The sequence below is a fragment of the Shimia sp. genome, from assembly GCF_041624275.1.
In the GTDB taxonomy this organism is placed as follows: Bacteria; Pseudomonadota; Alphaproteobacteria; order Rhodobacterales; family Rhodobacteraceae; genus Shimia.
Map to the genome: position 1 here is coordinate 1 of NZ_JBFJVE010000044.1, position 16,583 is coordinate 16,583.

The window sequence follows — 16,583 nt, forward strand, 5'->3', positions numbered from 1 at the left end:
AGGGGCTGCGGTCCTTCTCGGTCTCGGGCCGCGTGAAAAATCCGGGCGTGCATCTGTTGCCCTCGGGATCGACCATCATGGATGTGATCGACGCCTGCGGTGGCATGGCCGAGGGGCATGAATTCAAGGCCTATCAGCCGGGCGGCCCATCTTCGGGTCTGTTGCCGGCCAGCATGAATGACATCCCGCTGGATTTCGACATGTTGCAGCCGCATGGCACCTTCATCGGCTCAGCTGCCGTGGTGGTGCTGGGCCATCAGGACAGCGCCCGCGATGCGGCGCTGAACATGCTGCGCTTCTTCGAGGATGAAAGCTGTGGTCAGTGTACGCCCTGCCGGGTCGGCTGCGAAAAGGCGGTCAAGCTGATGCAGGCCGAGCATTGGGACACCGGCCTTCTGGAAGAGCTGAGCCAAGCCATGGTCGATGCCTCGATCTGCGGTCTGGGTCAGGCGGCGCCGAACCCGATCCGCCTGACGATGAAGCATTTCGCGGACGAGATCTAACGCACCCGCAACAGCCGCTGGAACAGCCGCCCGCCATAGCGCGGCATCAGCACCATATAGGCGATCACCAGCGCGAACAGGGCGATTGCCGGCCCACCATTGAGGGAAAATCCGCCCTCGGTGGTGTCGCCGGTGATCGCGGCGATGATATAGCCAAAGACCATGAAGCTGGCGAACAGATCCAGAATAAAGGCAATAACCACGCGCCAGGTGGCTGGTTTTGAACTGTCTGACATGGAACCTCCGCTGGGATGTTGCGATAGGCTTTTCAGGCTAGGCGCCGAGGCGCGCCGTGGCCAGAGAAATCGGCCCGCGACATGTCCTGACGACAGGCGAGACAATCTGCAAAAGCCGCGCTAGGGTCACGCTGCAACCGGAACTCGGGCGGGGCCAAGCATGACCTTTCTGGAAGAAATCGCATTGCGGCAATCCTTGCGCGCCGGGCTATTGCTGCTCGGGCTGCTGGCGGCGCTGCTTTATGCGGCGGTGTTCTGCTATCGCGGCCCCTCGGGCGCCAAGACCCTGGTCAAGGCGGTGCCGCTGCTGAGTTTCGCCCTTGCCGGGCTGACCACATTCGCCGCCCCGCTGGTGATCGTGGCGCTGCTCTTGTCGGCGGTCGGCGACATCGCCCTGTCGCGCCCCGGCCGGCGGGCCTTTCTGACCGGGCTGGTCGGCTTTGCCGCCGCGCATCTGGTCTATGTGCTGCATTTCGCGGCCCTCTCGGGCGGGGTCGCTCTGAGCCTTGCCGCGCTGCCGGTCGTGGTCTTCGCCCTCTCGACCGAGCGCTGGCTGGTGCCGCATACCGGCGATCTGCGCTGGCCGGTGCGGGTCTATGTGCTGCTGATCTCGCTGATGGGGATCACCGCGCTGGGCCTCGAGGGGCGGATGCTGGCGATGCTCGGCGCCTTTGCCTTCATCGCCTCGGACACGATCCTGTCGCTGCAACTGTTCCGCATGGGCGAGGGCGCGCGCTGGCAGGTTCCGGCCTCGGTGGTGCTCTGGGGGCTTTATGTCGGTGGGCAACTGGCGATCCTCGCCGGGGCGGGCTGGGCAACGCCGCTCTTCCAATTCCGCTAAAGCCGCATTACTTGGGGGAAGACGTTTTCCGGAGGCCCCAATGGCGTTTTTTTCCAAGCTCAAGGACAGGTTGTTCAAGTCTTCTTCCAAACTCGAAGAGGGGCTGGACGCGATTGTCGAGGATGGCGGTGAAGCAAGCGCCGCCGACAGCGCCGAGACCCGCCCGGAAACCCCGCCCGAGACCGCCGCCGCCGCGGTTGCAGAGGCGGCACCAATCGCCGCGCCGGACCCTGATCCCGTGCCCGCGCCCGCCGCTGCCGAAACCGCCCCGCAGGATGGCGCCAAGCCGGGGCTGCTGGCGCGGCTCACCGGGCGCGCTGCCGGCAAGCCGGTGGTCAAGCGGGTGCTGGACGACGACATGCTCGAACAGCTCGAGGAACTGCTGATCGCCTCGGATATGGGGGTCGACACGGCGCTGCGCGTCACCGCCAATATCGCCGAGGGCCGGTTCGGCAAGCGGCTGTCGACCGAAGAGATCAAGACCGCGCTGGCCAATGAGGTGGCGCGCATCATGGAGCCGGTGGCCAAGCCGCTGCCGCTTTATGCGACCAAACCGCAGGTGGTGCTGGTGGTCGGGGTCAACGGCTCGGGCAAGACCACCACCATCGGCAAGCTGGCGAGCCAGTTCAAGGCGGCCGGCAAATCGGTGGTGATCGCCGCCGGAGACACTTTCCGCGCCGCCGCGGTGGAACAGTTGCAGGTCTGGGGCGAGCGGGCCGGGGTGCCGGTTCTGACCGCGCCGGAAGGCTCGGACCCGGCCAGCCTGGCCTTTGATGCGATCACCAAGGCGCAGGAAGAGGGCGCCGACCTCTTGATGATCGACACGGCGGGCCGGTTGCAGAACCGCGCCGATCTGATGGAGGAACTGGCCAAGATCGTGCGGGTGATCCGCAAGAAGGACCCGGAGGCGCCGCATAACACGCTGTTGGTGCTTGATGCCACCACCGGGCAGAACGCCCTCAGCCAGGTCGAGACCTTCCAGAAGCTTGCCGATGTGTCGGGGCTGGTGATGACCAAGCTCGACGGCACCGCCAAGGGCGGCGTGCTGGTGGCGCTGGCCGACAGGTTCGGCCTGCCGATCCATGCCATCGGCGTTGGTGAAAAAATCGACGATCTGGCCCCCTTCGACCCCGAGGAATTCACCGCCGCGCTGACCGGGCTGGGCCGCGCCTGAGCCGGGGCATGGCGTCCCGGCGGGTGACACGGGCGGCGGGGCGGCGCGATGAGTGACTGGCTGATTTCCATCGAGGGCACCGAGGCGGGCGAACGGGTCGCCTTGATCCTGGCCTTGGTTGCGGCCTTTCTGCACGCGGTTTTCGGGGCGCTGCAGAAGGGGCGGCATGATCCCTGGCTGTCGCGCGGCGCCATCGACTTCGCACTGGTGCTGATCTCGGCTCCGGTGGCGCTGTTTCTGGTGCCCTGGCCCGAGGGGCATATCTGGCTGTTGCTGGCCGGGGCGATGGTGATCCATTTCATCTACAAGTTCGGCCAGGCGCTGGCCTATGCGCGCGGCGCCTTCACCGTGGTCTATCCGGTGGTGCGCGGCACCGGGCCGCTGTTCACGGTGATCGGGGCCTGGGTGATTTTTGGCGAAAGCTTTGGCGGGGTGCAGTGGCTGGGGGTGCTGGTGCTGCTGGGCGGGATCTTTGGCCTGGCTGTCTACAATCTCGTGCATGTGCAGAGTGAGCGTGAGACGCTGGTGCCGGCACTGTGGCTGGCGGTGGGCACCGGGGCGATGGTGGCGGTCTACACCACCTATGACGCCTATGGCATCCGCGCCACCGCCAACCCCTTTACCTTCCTGATGTGGTTCTTCTTCCTGACCTCGCTGGATTTCCCGGTGCTGGCGGCGCTGCGCCTGCGCAGCATGGCCTATCCGCCGCCCCTGAAACCCCTGTTCCTGAGGGGGCTGGCCGGGGCGCTGGTGGCCTGGGGCAGCTTTGGTTCGGTGATGCTGGCGACGCGGCTTGGCAAGGTCGGCGAGGCGGCGGTGCTGCGCGAGACCTCGCCGGTCTTCGCGGCGCTGATCGGCTGGCTGGTCCTGCGCGAGACCGTCGGCCCGCGCCGCATCGCGCTGATGGTGATGATCGCGGCGGGGGCGGTGCTGGTTGAACTCGGGGGCTGAATGGGCCAGATAGGGTCTGAAACCAGGCAGGTGGCCCATGCGCGACAAGACCAAGATCAATCCGATGCTGAAAACCGGGCTCGAGCTGGGGCCGATCGTGGCGTTTTTCGTCGCCTACCTGAAACTGCGCGACAGCAGCTTTGTCATCGCGGGCACCGATTATGACGGTTTCATCATCGTCACTGCCGGCTTCGTGCCGCTGATGATGCTGTCGATGGGACTGTTGTGGAAGCTGACCGGGCATCTGTCGAAAATGCAGATCGCCACATTGGTGCTGGTGGTGGTCTTCGGCGGGCTCTCGGTGTGGCTGAATGACGACCGGTTCTTCAAGATGAAGCCGACGATGATCTACCTGTTGTTCGGCGGCGTGCTGGGCTTCGGCCTGCTGCGCGGTCGCTCCTATCTCAAATACGTGATGGAAGAGGTGCTGCCGCTGCAGGAAGCCGGCTGGATGATCCTGACCCGTCGCCTGACCTGGTTCTTCCTGTCGCTGGCGCTGCTGAACGAGGTGGTCTGGCGCACCCAGAGCACCGATACCTGGGTCTATTTCAAGACCTTCGGCCTGACGGCGGCGGTGTTCGGGTTTTTCATGACCCAGGGCGGGGTTCTTCAGAAATACGCCGCCGACAAGGGCGAATAGACCGTTTAGCATCGGCGTTGCGGGGGGCGCTGCCCCCAAAGCGGCCATGCCTGCGCCATGGCCGCTTTTCCCCCGGAGTATTTGGCAAGAGATGAAGCCGGGGGCAGCGGCGTGTGCTTCAGTTGCGTTTGAACAGGACGCTTTGGGCGCCGGAATCGCGGCGGAAATCGGCGCGTTTCTCGGCATGGAGCGCGCGGCCGCGCCGCACTGCGGGGCGGGCGCCGACGCTGTCGAGCCAGCGCGCCAGATGCGGCTTGTCCTCGAGGCTCTGCTGCTGGCCCTCCCAGAGCGAGGCCCAGCCCCAGATCGCCATGTCGGCGATCGAATAGAAATCGCCGGCGACATATTCCCGCGCCGCCAGCCGGCGGTCGAGCACGCCGTAGAGCCGCGCCACCTCGGTGCGGTAGCGGTCCTTGGCGTAGGGCAGGTCGTTGGGGGGCTCCATGGCGGGGGCGTATTTCAGGAAATGGTGGGCCTGCCCGGCCATCGGGCCGAGCCCGCCCACCTGCCACATCAGCCATTCCTCGACCGCCACCCTTTGGCGTTCGTCGCTGCCGCCGAACCGCCCGGTCTTGCGCGCCAGATAGAGCAGGATGGCGCCGCTTTCGAAGACCGGGATCGGCCGCCCGCCGGGGCCGTCGTGGTCGACGATCGCCGGCATGCGGTTGTTGGGAGAGATGGCGAGGAAGTCGGGGGCGAACTGGTCGCCGGCGCCGATATCGACCAGGCGGGTGCGATAGTCGAGCGCCATCTCCTCGAGCGCGATCGAGATTTTCCACCCGTTCGGGGTGGGCCAGAAATAGAGGTCGATCATCTGCGGGGCCCTCGTGGTTTTCCCCACATGATGCGCGGAATGTGGCCCGAGGCAAGCCCGGCGCCGCGCCCGGCGGGAGTTGACGCAGCGGCCCGGCGGGATTAAAGACCGCTGCGTGGCGATTTGTTACCGGATTGCGGGCCACGTTAAACACACCGCTAAAGAGGTCAGGACGAAGGAAACCCCTGTTCGCTTGGCCGATCGGGGGTTTTTATTTGGCCGCAAGGGCCACAGGAGGACATGATGAGCCAACGCAGAGCGCGCACCAACCTGGTTCATGGCGGCACCCGCCGCAGTCAGTACAACGAGGTCAGCGAAGCGATCTTCCTGACCCAGGGTTTTGTCTATGACACTGCCGAACAGGCCGAGGCCCGGTTTCTGCAGGCCGGCGAGGACGAGTTCATCTATGGCCGCTACGGCAACCCGACCGTGGCCATGTTCGAAGACCGCATCGCGCTGCTGGAAGGGGCCGAGGATGCCTTTGCCACCGCCTCTGGCATGGCGGCGGTGAACGGGGCCCTGACCTCGCTGGTCAAGGCCGGCGATCACGTGGTCGCGGCGCGGGCGCTGTTCGGCTCGTGCCTGTATATCCTCGAGGAGGTTCTGGCGCGGTTCGGGGTCGAGGTCACGCTGGTCGATGGCACCGATCTCGAGGCCTGGCGGGCGGCGATGCGCGCCGACACCCGGGCGGTGTTCTTCGAATCCATGTCCAACCCGACGCTCGAGGTGATCGACATCGCCGCCGTGGCCGAGATCGCCCATGCGGTGGGCGCGACGGTGGTCGTCGACAATGTCTTCTCGACCCCGGTGTTTTCCGATGCCATCGCCCAGGGGGCCGATGTGGTGGTCTATTCCGCAACCAAGCATATCGACGGCCAGGGGCGCACCCTGGGCGGGGTCATCCTTGGCACCAAGGACTACATTCGCGGCACCGTCGAACCCTATATGAAACACACCGGCGGCAGCATGTCGCCCTTCAACGCCTGGGTCATGCTCAAGGGGCTGGAAACCATCGACCTGCGGGTGCGTGCCCAGGCCGAGAGCGCGCTGAAACTGGCCACGGCGCTGGACGGCCATCCCAAGCTGGCGCAGGTGATCTACCCGGGGCTGGCCAGCCATGCCCAGAACGCATTGGTGCAGCGCCAGCTTGGCGGCAAGGGCGGCACGGTGCTGTCGCTGGAGATCTCCGGCGGGCAGGAGGGGGCCTTCCGCTTTCTCAACGCGCTGGAGGTGGCGGTGATTTCGAACAACCTCGGCGATGCCAAGTCGATCTGCACCCACCCGGCGACGACCACCCATCAGCGGCTTCCCGAGGCGCAGAAGGTCGAGCTGGGGATCACCCCCGGGCTGGTGCGCTTCTCGGTCGGTCTTGAGGATGTCGACGACCTTATCGGCGACGTGACCGCGGCGCTGGACAGGGTCTGAGGCGCGGCCGGCGCGCGGCGCATCCGGCAGGCGGCAACGGCCATCAGGCCCCGGTGACGACGAGAAAAAGCGTCGTTTCCGGGGCTTTTCCTTTCGAAATTGGATATTCCTGCCCATATGCACTAGTGTAATTTGGCCGCAGGACGCGAAAAGGCAGAAACGCATGAACATCCAATCGCCCGATTCCAAGGACGAAGGCGCCCGCCGCGAGGCGGTCGAGGCGCTGGCCCGGCTGCGCGCCTGGGCCGCCAGCGCGACGCCGACCGAAATCGCCGAGCTCGACCCGGCGATTGCGCGGCTGTTGCCGGACCAGCCGCTGGCCAACTATCCCGATCTGTCGCGCGACTACCCGCAGGACTTCCGGGTCGACGAGGCCTATCGTGCCTCGCTGCCCGATTTGCAGAACGGCCCGTCGAGCCTGATCAAGGGGGAAAAGCAGCAGATCCAGCATGTGGGGATTTCCAATTTCCGCCTGCCGATCCGCTATCATTCGCGCGACAATGGCGATGTGACGCTGGAAACCAGCGTCACCGGAACCGTCAGTCTGGATGCCGAGAAAAAGGGCATCAACATGTCGCGCATCATGCGGTCTTTCTACAAGCACGCGGAAAAGACCTTCAGCTTTGATGTGATGGAACAGGCGCTGGCGGATTATGTCAGCGATCTGGAAACCGTCGATGCGCGCATCCAGATGCGGTTCAGCTATCCGATGCGCATCGCCTCGCTGCGCTCGGGGCTGGAGGGCTATCAGTATTACGACATCGCCATGGAAAAGGTGCAGGTCGGCGGGGCGCTGCACAAGGTGATGCATCTGGACTATGTCTACTCCTCGACCTGCCCCTGTTCGCTGGAGCTGAGCGAACATGCGCGCCAGTCGCGCGGGCAGCTGGCGACGCCGCATTCGCAGCGCTCGGTGGCGCGGATCTCGGTGCAGGTGCTGCCGGGCGGGCGGCTGTGGTTCGAGGACCTGATCGACATGTGCCGGCGCGCGGTGCCGACCGAGACTCAGATCATGGTCAAGCGCGAGGACGAACAGGCCTTTGCCGAGCTCAACGCCGCCAACCCGATTTTCGTCGAGGACGCCGCGCGGCTGTTCTGCGAGCAGCTCAAGGCCGATCCGCGTATCGGCGATTTCCGCGTCGTGGCCAGCCATCAGGAAAGCCTGCACAGCCATGACGCGGTGTCGATCCTGACCGATGGGCCTTTCTTTGCCTCGGCTTCGCTGGACCCGAAACTGTTCAACACCCTGTTCCACGTCGGCTGAGCGGGGCGCGCGGCCCTTCGTCCCGATTGTTGAAATACCGTATGGCGTTCGGGCGATGCGGGCGACGGCTATGCCCCGTGTCGCATCGGTCGCAGGCGGGTGGCGGGGCTCGAACCTCATTCGGGAAACCGGCCATTTGCGCCGCGCGCCGGCCCGGTGCCGGCGCCAACTGGATGCTTGACACCGGCGAGCCTGCGCGCCAACGCTGCGCTCATGATTGACCTGCGACCCGTCGGATACGTGATCGGCCTGTTGGTGGCCCTGCTTGGTCTGACCATGCTGTTGCCGATGCTGGTCGATTTCGCCTCGGGCAATGACCACTGGCCGGTGTTTCTGGAATCCGCGATCCTGACCTTCGTGACCGGCGGCTTCGTTGCCCTGTCCTGTCAGACCGCCAAGGGCAAGGGGCTGACCATCCAGCAGACCTTTCTTTTGACCACCGGGGTCTGGCTGACCCTGCCCCTGTTCGGCGCCCTGCCGTTTCTGCTCGGCGAGACCGATGCCCGCTTTGTCGATGCCTTCTTCGAGGCGATGTCGGGTCTCACCACCACCGGCTCGACGGTGTTTTCCGGGCTCGAGGAACTGCCCAAGGGGCTGTTGCTGTGGCGCGGTCTGCTGCAGTGGCTGGGCGGTATCGGCATCATTGTCGTCGCCATGGTCTTCCTGCCCGAGCTGCGGGTCGGCGGCATGCAGATCTTCCGCTCCGAAGGCTTCGATACCTTTGGCAAGATCCTGCCGCGGGCGACGGAAATCTCTTCGCGGATCTCGGTGATCTACCTGGCGCTGACCATGATGTGCGCGCTGGCCTACCTGATGACCGGGATGAACGGCTTTGACGCCACGGTGCATGCGATGACCACGATCGCCACCGGCGGCTTTGCCAATTACGATGCCTCCTTCGGGGCCTTCGCGGGCGGCGCGGAATATGTCGCCGTGGTTTTCATGCTGCTGGCCGCGCTGCCCTTCGTGCGTTTCGTCCAGCTTACCGCGGGCAGCGCGCAGCCCTTGTTCGGAGACAGCCAGATCCGGGCCTTCTTCCTGACCGCGGCGGCGATCGTGGCGGTGATCGGCCTGTGGCAGTTCCTGGTCGCCGGCGTGCAGACCGAAGCCGGTATCCGCAAGGTGCTGTTCAACACGGTGTCGATCCTGACCGGCACCGGCTATGCCAGTACCGACTACATGATGTGGGGCAGCTTTCCGGTGGTGGTGCTGTTCTTTACCGGGCTGATCGGCGGCTGCGCCGGGTCGACCGCCTGCTCGATCAAGGTCTTCCGCTACCAGCTGCTCTTTGCCTCGATCAAGATCCAGCTGTTGCAGATCCAGCAGCCGCGCGGCGTGTTCACGCCCCGCTATCAGGGGCGGCGCATCGACGAGGAGGTGCTGAACTCGGTGATGTCCTTCTTTGTCTTCTTCACGGTCACCATGGGGCTGCTGGCGGTGGTGTTGGGGCTGACCGGGCTGGATTTCACCACTGCGCTGTCCGGCGCCGCAGCCGCGCTGGCCAATATCGGCCCCGGCCTGGGCGAGCGGATCGGGCCGGCCGGCAATTTCGCCTCGCTCAACGACACTGCCAAATGGGTTCTGAGCGCCGGCATGCTGATCGGGCGGCTCGAGCTGCTGGCGGTCTATGCCATCCTGACCACCCAGTTCTGGAGGGCCTGACATGAGCGGCCGACCACTTGGCGCGCAGCTGTCGCATATGCTGAAGGCGCGCGGCATCGACACGATCTTCGGCATTCCCGGCGTTCACAACGTCGAGATGTATCGCGGCATCGAAGAGGCCGGGATCCGCCACGTGCTGGCGCGCCACGAGCAGGGGGCGGGCTTCATGGCCGATGGCTATGCCCGCGCTTCGGGGCGTCCGGGTGTGGCCTATGTCATCACCGGCCCCGGCCTGTGCAACATCATGACCCCGATGGGGCAGGCCTATAGCGACAGCGTGCCGATGCTGGTGCTGTCCTCCTGCCTCGACGAGGCGGCGGCACGGCGCGGCCAGCTGCACCAGATGCGCGATCAGCAGGGCGCGGCGGCCACGGTCTGCGACTGGAGCGAAACGGCGCAGAGCGCGGCGGCCGCCTATACGCTGGTCGATCGGGCGCTGGCGGAATTCCGCGCCGGACGGCCGCGTCCCAAGCACATTCAGGTGCCGATCGCGCTGCTGGGGCAGGAGGCCGCCCCGGCGCCGGCTGAGGCGGCCGCTGCCGGGACGTCCGGCCCGCAAGGCCTGGCGGGGCTCGAGGGTTTCGCCAGCAAGCTGAGGGCCGCGAAACGGCCGCTGTTCATCCTTGGTGGCGGGCTTGCGCGGCGCGCAGAGTCCGGCCAGGCCGCCGATCCGGCGCCGGTCCGCGAGATGATCCGGCGCAGCGGTGCGGCGGCCTTCATGACCTATGCCGGTTCCGGCCTTCTGGCGGCGGACGAGCCGATGAGCTTTGGCTGCTACCTTGGCCGCGCGGAAAGCGAAACCATTCTGGGCGGGGCCGACATGGTCGTCGCCATCGGCACCGAACTCTCCGAATGCGACCTGTGGCGCAACCGGCTGGGGCACGGTGGCACGCTGGTGCGGGTCGACATCGACCCCGAGGTGCTGGCCGACGAGCATCGCGCCGAGATCACCTTTCGCGCCGATGCCATGGCGTTCGTTCGCGGGCTTGTCGCCCATCTGCCGCAGGCCGGAGCGGCAGCGAAATGGGATGCCGCCGAAATCGCCGCTGCGCGGCAGCGCTGGCGCGCCGAGGCTGACAGCGACCGCCCGGGCATCGTGCCGATCTGCGATGCGCTGCGCGCGGTGATGCCGCAACAGGCGATGATCTATTCCGACATGACCCAGTTCGCCTATGTCGCCAAGGAGGTCTGGGACATGGATCGCCCGGGACACTGGCACCATCCGACGGGTTTCGGAACCCTTGGTTACGCGCTGCCGGCGGCCATCGGCGGCGCCCTGGCGCGGCCCGGCCTGCCGACGCTCTGCATCGCCGGCGACTACGGGTTTCAGTACACGCTGCAGGAATTGGGAACCGCCGTCGAACTGGGGCTGGCGATGCCGATCCTGCTGTGGGACAACAGCAAGCTGAAAGAGATCGAGGACGCCATGGTGCAGTCCCAGATCGCGCCCAACGCGGTGGTGGCCCGGAACCCGGATTTTTGCAGGCTGGCCGAGGCCTACGGCGCCCATGCCGCCGAACCGGCGACCCTGGACGCCCTGCAAGAGGCCCTGCTTGCGGCCCTCGGGGCCGACCGCCCGACCCTTATCCGGATGACCCCGGCGCTGGGCGCCTGAGCCCGGCCGCATGAACGCAAAAGGCCGCGGGGAGATCCCGCGGCCTTGTTCTGCATCCTGTTTCAGGGGCTGGCCGGATCAGTTCCAGCAGCTCACCAGCACCGTCATTTCGCTGCCCAGGCGGGTCAGGTCTTCGGGCGCCTGTCCGCTGTCGCCGGCAGCGCCGGTCGCGCGCAGACCCATATCGCCCAGCAGGCTGCGGATGGTGTCAGAGCCGAGCGCGAAACTGACGTCCTCGGGCAATTGCCGTCCGGCCTCGGTGACCTTGGGCAGCAGCATGCCCATGACGCCGCCCTGGCCGTCGAGAACCGGGCCGCCGACGTCGCCGGGCTGGGCCGTCAGGGCCAGCCGCTTGAGTTCGCTTTCACCCTGAAGCCCGCGGACATCCGAAAGCGTGCCGAAGGTCATCGTCGGCGCGCCGAGCAGGCCGCCATAGGAATAGCCGGCCACGGCGATCTCGGATTGCAGCCGGGCATCGCCCTCGCGCAGGCCGGCTACGCGCATCGGCGACAGGGCCCCCTCGGGGCGCAGCACCGCGATGCCGAGTGCCTCGTCGCGGGCGACAACCTCGGCCGGATAGGCGTTTTCCAGCGTGATGCGCGTGCATTCGCGCACCGCTTCGGCGGCGGTGACGACCGTGCCCGCGCCATCGACGAAAAAGCCCGAGCGCGACAGTTTCGGCTTGCGGATTTCCAGCCCCGACACCAGGTCGATGCTTTGTTCCGCGTTGCTGCCGGCGGCCGGGTCCAGTACCCCGTCGAGGCGGGTGAACGAAGACCGCATGTCTTCGAGAATGCGGCTGCGGCGCTCTTCGTCGCCGGCCGGCCAGACCAGCGTGAAGCCCTTGATCTCGCCGTCCCTGAGGCTGGCTTCGGTATGGGAGACGATGCGCTCGTTGCGGCCGGTCAGCAAAAAGCTGTTGCCCTTGCGCGTGCGCTCGCCCTCGAGCGGCACGATCTCGAGCGTCTGCATGATGTCGTAGAGCCCGAACAGCGTGTTCTGATCGCCGGCCTGGCTGATCAGCACCACCTGTGCCGGAATATCGCCGCTGGCGGCAAAACGCTGGAAGGGGAATTCGGTGTCGGCCGGCGTCACCACGCCCATCGGCAGGCGCATTTCGATCCCCGCCTCGGGCGCGGTCACAAGGCGCATGTCCATGCCTTCGAGCACCGCGAAATACTGGCCGCGCAGCTTGGCGCGCTGGAGGGTCGTCAGGATGCCGGTCGGCTCGTGGCCGTTCTCGCTTTGCCAGGCCGCCATCGAGCGCCGCGTGCCGCGCCCGAAATCGCCGTCGATCGCGGCATCGTAGAACCCGGCCCATCTGAGCCAGACCTGCAGTTCCTTGCGCTCTTCCTTGCCGAGCCGCGATTCCCCCAGCCGCGCCTCGCGCGGCGTCTCGTCCACCGGCTCGGGTTCGGGCGCCGGTTCCGGCTCGGCCATGGCCACCTGTTCGGCCGGGCTCTGCTGCGCCTCGGCCTCGGTTTCGGTCTCGGCCGCAGCGGTCAGCGCATCGCTGCCCACCGGCCAGAACTGGCTTTGAAAGGTCCGGGCGTCGGTGATGTAGCTGTCACGCGGGATCAGCCGCTCGCTGCGCAGGACATTCAGCACCCGCTGCGCATCGGGGCGCGAATAGGGGCCAAGCGCCAGGGCGTACCAGCCGCCGCCCAGCGAAAACCCGTTCACGTCCTGCATGTCGCGGGCATAGGTGCGGGCGCGCTGCTGGGCCACGGTCAGGCTGGGCTGGGCCTCGATCTGGACCCATACGGTTTCGGGGGAGGTCTGGGAAATGGCGCTGTGAGCCGAGACTATGGCGAAAAAACAAAGCGAAAGGAAAACGCGGAACATATGGCTTCGGGGCCCCTGCAAAAGGATAACTGGTGTTTGATCCTCATCTTTATCAAATCCGGCGTTGCATGCACCCCAATTTTGCGTCAGCACGCAATTGACCCCAAGACTGTGGCGTCATAGGTAATCCCCCGACATTCCAGAAGGTGGTTCCATGGCTCAGAACGACAGCAAACCGCGCAGTTTTCAGGAGATCATCCTGCGGCTTCAGGCCTATTGGGCCGAAAAGGGCTGTGCCGTGATGCAGCCCTATGACATGGAAGTGGGCGCGGGCACCTTCCACCCGGCCACCACGCTGCGGTCTCTGGGGACCAACCCCTGGGCGGCGGCCTATGTGCAGCCCTCGCGCCGCCCCACCGACGGGCGCTATGGCGAGAACCCCAACCGGTTGCAGCACTACTACCAGTATCAGGTGCTGATCAAACCCTCGCCGCCCGATCTTCAGGCGCTCTATCTCGGCAGCCTCGAGGCCATCGGCATCGACATGGAACTGCATGACATCCGCTTTGTCGAGGACGACTGGGAATCGCCCACGCTCGGCGCATGGGGGCTGGGCTGGGAGGTCTGGTGCGACGGCATGGAAGTTTCGCAGTTCACCTATTTCCAGCAGGTCGGTGGCCACGACTGCCACCCGGTCTCGGGCGAGCTGACCTATGGTCTGGAACGTCTGGCGATGTATGTCCTGGGCGTCGATCACGTGATGGACATGCCCTTCAACGACCCCGACGCGCCGATCGCGCTCAGCTATGGCGATGTCTTCAAGCAGACCGAACAGGAATATTCGCGCTGGAACTTCGATGTGGCCAACACCGAGGTGCTGCTGAAGCAGTTCGAAGAGGCCGAGGCCGAATGCGGCAAGATCCTTGCACAGGAACATGTCGACCCGAAAACCGGCAAACGCATCATCATGGCGCACCCCGCCTATGACCAGTGCATCAAGGCCAGCCACCTGTTCAACCTTCTGGACGCGCGTGGCGTGATCTCGGTCACCGAGCGTCAGGCCTATATCGGACGGGTGCGGGCGCTGGCCAAACAATGCGCCGATGCCTTCGTGCAGACCGAGGCCGGGGGGCACGCGGCGTGACCGGCAAGCTGCTCGCGGGGGCCATCGTCTTGATCTCTTTGATTGCCGGCGCGGCGATCTATTACCAGCAGGTCTTTGCCTATTACGAACCGGTCAGCGCGACCGGACAGGGTGACGTGCAGATGACGCTTCTGGTCACCGGCCAGCCCGAGCCGATCCTTTACGAGGATTTCGAAGCCATTGACGCCACTTCCTCGCCGATCCGCTATCGCGCCTGTTTCACCACCACGCAATCGCTGCCGATGATGACCGAAACCTATGTCGCCTATGACCGGGCCGAGCCGCTTGTGGCGCCGGGCTGGTTCGACTGTTTCGACGCCAAGGAAGTCGGCAGGGCGCTGGAGACCGGCGAGGCGCTGGCCTTTCTCGGCGCCGAGAATATCGAATATGGCATCGACCGCGTCGTTGCCGTGATGTCGGACGGACGCGGCTTTGTCTGGCATCAGATCAACTCTTGTGGCGAGGTTGTCTTTGACGGCAAACCTGCGCCGGACCACTGCCCGCCAAAACCGGAAGGCCACTGACATGCCCGACCTGCTTATCGAACTTTTCTCCGAGGAAATCCCGGCCCGCATGCAGGCGCGCGCGGCCGAGGATCTGAAAAAGCGTGTCACCGACGGTCTGGTCGAAGCCGGGCTGACCTATGCCGGGGCGCATGGCTTCTCGACGCCGCGCCGCCTGACCCTGGCGCTTGACGGGGTGCTGGCCGAAAGCCCGACCATCCGCGAAGAGCGCAAGGGCCCCAAGGTCGGCGCGCCGGACAAGGCCATCGAGGGCTTTTTGCGCGGTGCCGGCGTGGCGCGCGAGGCGCTGGAAGAACGCGACACACCCAAGGGCGCGGTCTATTTCGCCAGCATCGAAAAACCCGGCCGGGCGGCAGCCGAGATCATCGCCGAGGTTCTCGAGGACACGATCCGCAACTTCCCATGGCCGAAATCCATGCGCTGGGGCGCGGGATCCTTGCGCTGGGTGCGCCCGCTGCACTCGATCCTGTGCATTCTGACCGACGAGGCCGGCCACAGCGTGGTGCCCCTGGACATCGACGGCATCGCTTCGGGCGACCGCACCGAAGGCCACAGGTTCCTCGGCTCGGGGCGTTTCGCGGTCACCGGCTTCGAGGATTACGAAGCCAAGCTGAAGCGCGACCACGTGATCCTGAACGCCGCCGAGCGCGCCGATCACATCTGGCACGACGCGACGAACATGGCCTTTGCCCAGGGTCTGGACGTGGTCGAGGACAAGGGGCTGTTGTCTGAGGTCGCTGGGCTGGTGGAATGGCCCGTGGTGCTGATGGGCGATATTGCCGAAGACTTCCTCGGCCTGCCGCCCGAGGTCTTGCAGACCTCGATGAAGGAACACCAGAAGTTCTTTTCGGTGAAGAACCCCAAGACCGGGCGGATCGAGAAGTTCATCACCGTGGCCAACCGCACCACGGCGGACAATGGCGCCACCATTCTGGCGGGCAACCAGAAGGTGCTTTTCGCGCGCCTGTCGGATGCCAAGTTCTTCTGGGAAAACGATCTGCGCGTGGCCGGGGCCGGGGCGCAGGCCTGGCTCGACAGCCTCGACAACGTGACCTTCCACAACAAGCTGGGCACTCAAGGGGATCGCATCGCGCGGTTCACCGCGCTGGCGCAGGAACTGGCCGGCGTGGTCGGGGCCGAGGCGGATGTCATCGCCGAGGCGGCGCGTTTCGCCAAGGCCGATCTCAGCTCGGAAATGGTCTATGAATTCCCCGAGCTTCAAGGGTTGATGGGCCGCTACTACGCCTCTGCTGCCGGACGCAGCGATGCCGTTGCGGCCGCCGCCGAGGAACATTATTCGCCGCTTGGTCCGTCGGATGACGTGCCCACCGCGCCTGTGTCTGTGGCCGTGGCGCTGGCCGACAAGCTCGACACGCTGACCGGCTTCTGGGCCATCGACGAGAAACCCACCGGCTCGAAAGACCCTTTTGCCCTGCGCCGCGCAGCACTGGGGGTTATTCGGTTGGTGTTGGAGAATGATGGTCGAATTGATCTTAAACGGATCATTGAAGCTGAAGTTTTGTTTAAAATTAGGTGGTTGGTCGAATCTGGTGCGGCGATAGTAAGAGTGCCTCCCACACCAGGTTCTATAGAATTAACCTTTGCTCATGGCACAGCGTTTTCGGACGCTGATCTAGTTGCAGCGTCGAATGAAGATCGAGTGTTGTGGGCGGATGAAACCACTTCGCTTGCGCGTGTCGCTGCTTCTTGCCACGACCTCCTCACCTTCTTCCACGACCGCCTGAAAGTCTATCTGCGCGATGAAGGCATCCGCCATGACGTGATCGACGCCTGCATTGCCATGCCGGGCAATGACGATCTGAACCTCTTGGTGAAACGCGCCCGCGCCTTGGAAGCTTTCCTGCGCACCGAAGATGGCGAAAACCTGTTGCAGGGCTTCAAGCGCGCCAACAACATCCTGACCCAGGCCGAGGAAAAGGACGGGGTGGAATACAGTTTCGGCGCCGATGTGAAACACGCCGAGGACGCCAGCGAAAAGGCGCTG

15 protein-coding genes and 1 riboswitch are annotated in these 16,583 nt (G+C 65.4%); of the genes, 12 read left to right on the plus strand and 3 right to left on the minus strand.

Annotated features, from left to right (window positions below; all coding sequences use genetic code 11):
• A partial coding sequence (locus tag ABZD10_RS05425; RefSeq protein WP_372885123.1) for an NADH-ubiquinone oxidoreductase-F iron-sulfur binding region domain-containing protein occupies positions 1–503 on the plus strand: 503 nt, incomplete at its 5' end.
• Here ABZD10_RS05425 and ABZD10_RS05430 read toward each other — a convergent pair.
• Positions 500–739, minus strand: coding sequence for a hypothetical protein (locus tag ABZD10_RS05430; protein WP_372885124.1), 240 nt, complete (start codon positions 737–739; stop codon positions 500–502). The genes ABZD10_RS05425 and ABZD10_RS05430 overlap by 4 nt on opposite strands.
• Before the next feature lie 160 nt (positions 740–899).
• Between ABZD10_RS05430 and ABZD10_RS05435 the strand changes: the two genes are divergently transcribed.
• From ABZD10_RS05435 to ABZD10_RS05450, 4 genes are read left to right on the plus strand one after another with little or no spacing between them, the layout of a single operon-like run.
• On the plus strand, positions 900–1,580 hold the full coding sequence (locus tag ABZD10_RS05435; RefSeq protein WP_372885125.1) for a lysoplasmalogenase family protein: 681 nt from the start codon (positions 900–902) through the stop codon (positions 1,578–1,580).
• A 40-nt stretch (positions 1,581–1,620) separates the two neighbouring features.
• The gene (gene ftsY / locus ABZD10_RS05440) at positions 1,621–2,754 is read left to right on the plus strand and encodes a signal recognition particle-docking protein FtsY (RefSeq protein ID WP_372885126.1); all 1,134 of its coding nucleotides are present in this window, start codon (positions 1,621–1,623) and stop codon (positions 2,752–2,754) included.
• Positions 2,755–2,802: 48 nt separating this feature from the next.
• On the plus strand, positions 2,803–3,705 hold the full coding sequence (locus ABZD10_RS05445) for an EamA family transporter (protein WP_372885127.1): 903 nt from the start codon (positions 2,803–2,805) through the stop codon (positions 3,703–3,705).
• 37 nt (positions 3,706–3,742) lie between these two features.
• Entirely contained in the window at positions 3,743–4,345 is a 603-nt protein-coding gene (locus ABZD10_RS05450) for an inner membrane-spanning protein YciB (protein WP_372885128.1), read from the plus strand.
• Positions 4,346–4,463: 118 nt separating this feature from the next.
• Here the strand turns inward: ABZD10_RS05450 and ABZD10_RS05455 are convergent, their stop codons facing one another.
• Positions 4,464–5,159: a glutathione S-transferase N-terminal domain-containing protein gene (locus tag ABZD10_RS05455; protein ID WP_372885129.1), complete on the minus strand. Its 696-nt coding sequence runs from the start codon at positions 5,157–5,159 to the stop codon at positions 4,464–4,466.
• A 105-nt stretch (positions 5,160–5,264) separates the two neighbouring features.
• A riboswitch (SAM riboswitch) is annotated at positions 5,265–5,342 on the plus strand.
• A gap of 60 nt (positions 5,343–5,402) precedes the next feature.
• Here ABZD10_RS05455 and metZ point away from each other — a divergent pair.
• From metZ to ABZD10_RS05475, 4 genes are all read left to right on the plus strand, one after another.
• Positions 5,403–6,584, plus strand: a complete 1,182-nt coding sequence (gene metZ, locus ABZD10_RS05460; RefSeq protein ID WP_372885130.1) for an O-succinylhomoserine sulfhydrylase — start codon at positions 5,403–5,405, stop codon at positions 6,582–6,584.
• Positions 6,585–6,747: 163 nt separating this feature from the next.
• Positions 6,748–7,848 (plus strand): GTP cyclohydrolase FolE2, encoded by a 1,101-nt coding sequence (folE2, locus tag ABZD10_RS05465; protein ID WP_372885131.1) that lies wholly within the window; start codon positions 6,748–6,750, stop codon positions 7,846–7,848.
• Between the two features lie 213 nt (positions 7,849–8,061).
• Positions 8,062–9,510: a TrkH family potassium uptake protein gene (locus ABZD10_RS05470; protein ID WP_372885132.1), complete on the plus strand. Its 1,449-nt coding sequence runs from the start codon at positions 8,062–8,064 to the stop codon at positions 9,508–9,510.
• A gap of 1 nt (position 9,511) precedes the next feature.
• The gene (locus ABZD10_RS05475) at positions 9,512–11,125 is read left to right on the plus strand and encodes a 5-guanidino-2-oxopentanoate decarboxylase (RefSeq protein ID WP_372885133.1); all 1,614 of its coding nucleotides are present in this window, start codon (positions 9,512–9,514) and stop codon (positions 11,123–11,125) included.
• A gap of 78 nt (positions 11,126–11,203) precedes the next feature.
• On the opposite strand, the gene ABZD10_RS05480 is transcribed toward ABZD10_RS05475, so the two are convergent.
• Positions 11,204–12,970: a trypsin-like peptidase domain-containing protein gene (locus ABZD10_RS05480; protein WP_372885134.1), complete on the minus strand. Its 1,767-nt coding sequence runs from the start codon at positions 12,968–12,970 to the stop codon at positions 11,204–11,206.
• A 154-nt stretch (positions 12,971–13,124) separates the two neighbouring features.
• Between ABZD10_RS05480 and ABZD10_RS05485 the strand changes: the two genes are divergently transcribed.
• From ABZD10_RS05485 to glyS, 3 genes are all read left to right on the plus strand, one after another.
• Positions 13,125–14,054 carry a glycine--tRNA ligase subunit alpha gene (locus ABZD10_RS05485; RefSeq protein WP_372885135.1) on the plus strand — a complete coding sequence of 310 codons (930 nt, stop codon included), beginning with the start codon at positions 13,125–13,127 and terminating at the stop codon, positions 14,052–14,054.
• On the plus strand, positions 14,051–14,578 hold the full coding sequence (locus tag ABZD10_RS05490) for a DUF6446 family protein (RefSeq protein WP_372885136.1): 528 nt from the start codon (positions 14,051–14,053) through the stop codon (positions 14,576–14,578). The genes ABZD10_RS05485 and ABZD10_RS05490 overlap by 4 nt, the downstream gene beginning before the upstream one ends.
• A gap of 1 nt (position 14,579) precedes the next feature.
• Positions 14,580–16,583 (plus strand): glycine--tRNA ligase subunit beta (gene glyS / locus ABZD10_RS05495; RefSeq protein WP_372885137.1); only part of this gene is annotated, 2,004 nt, incomplete at its 3' end.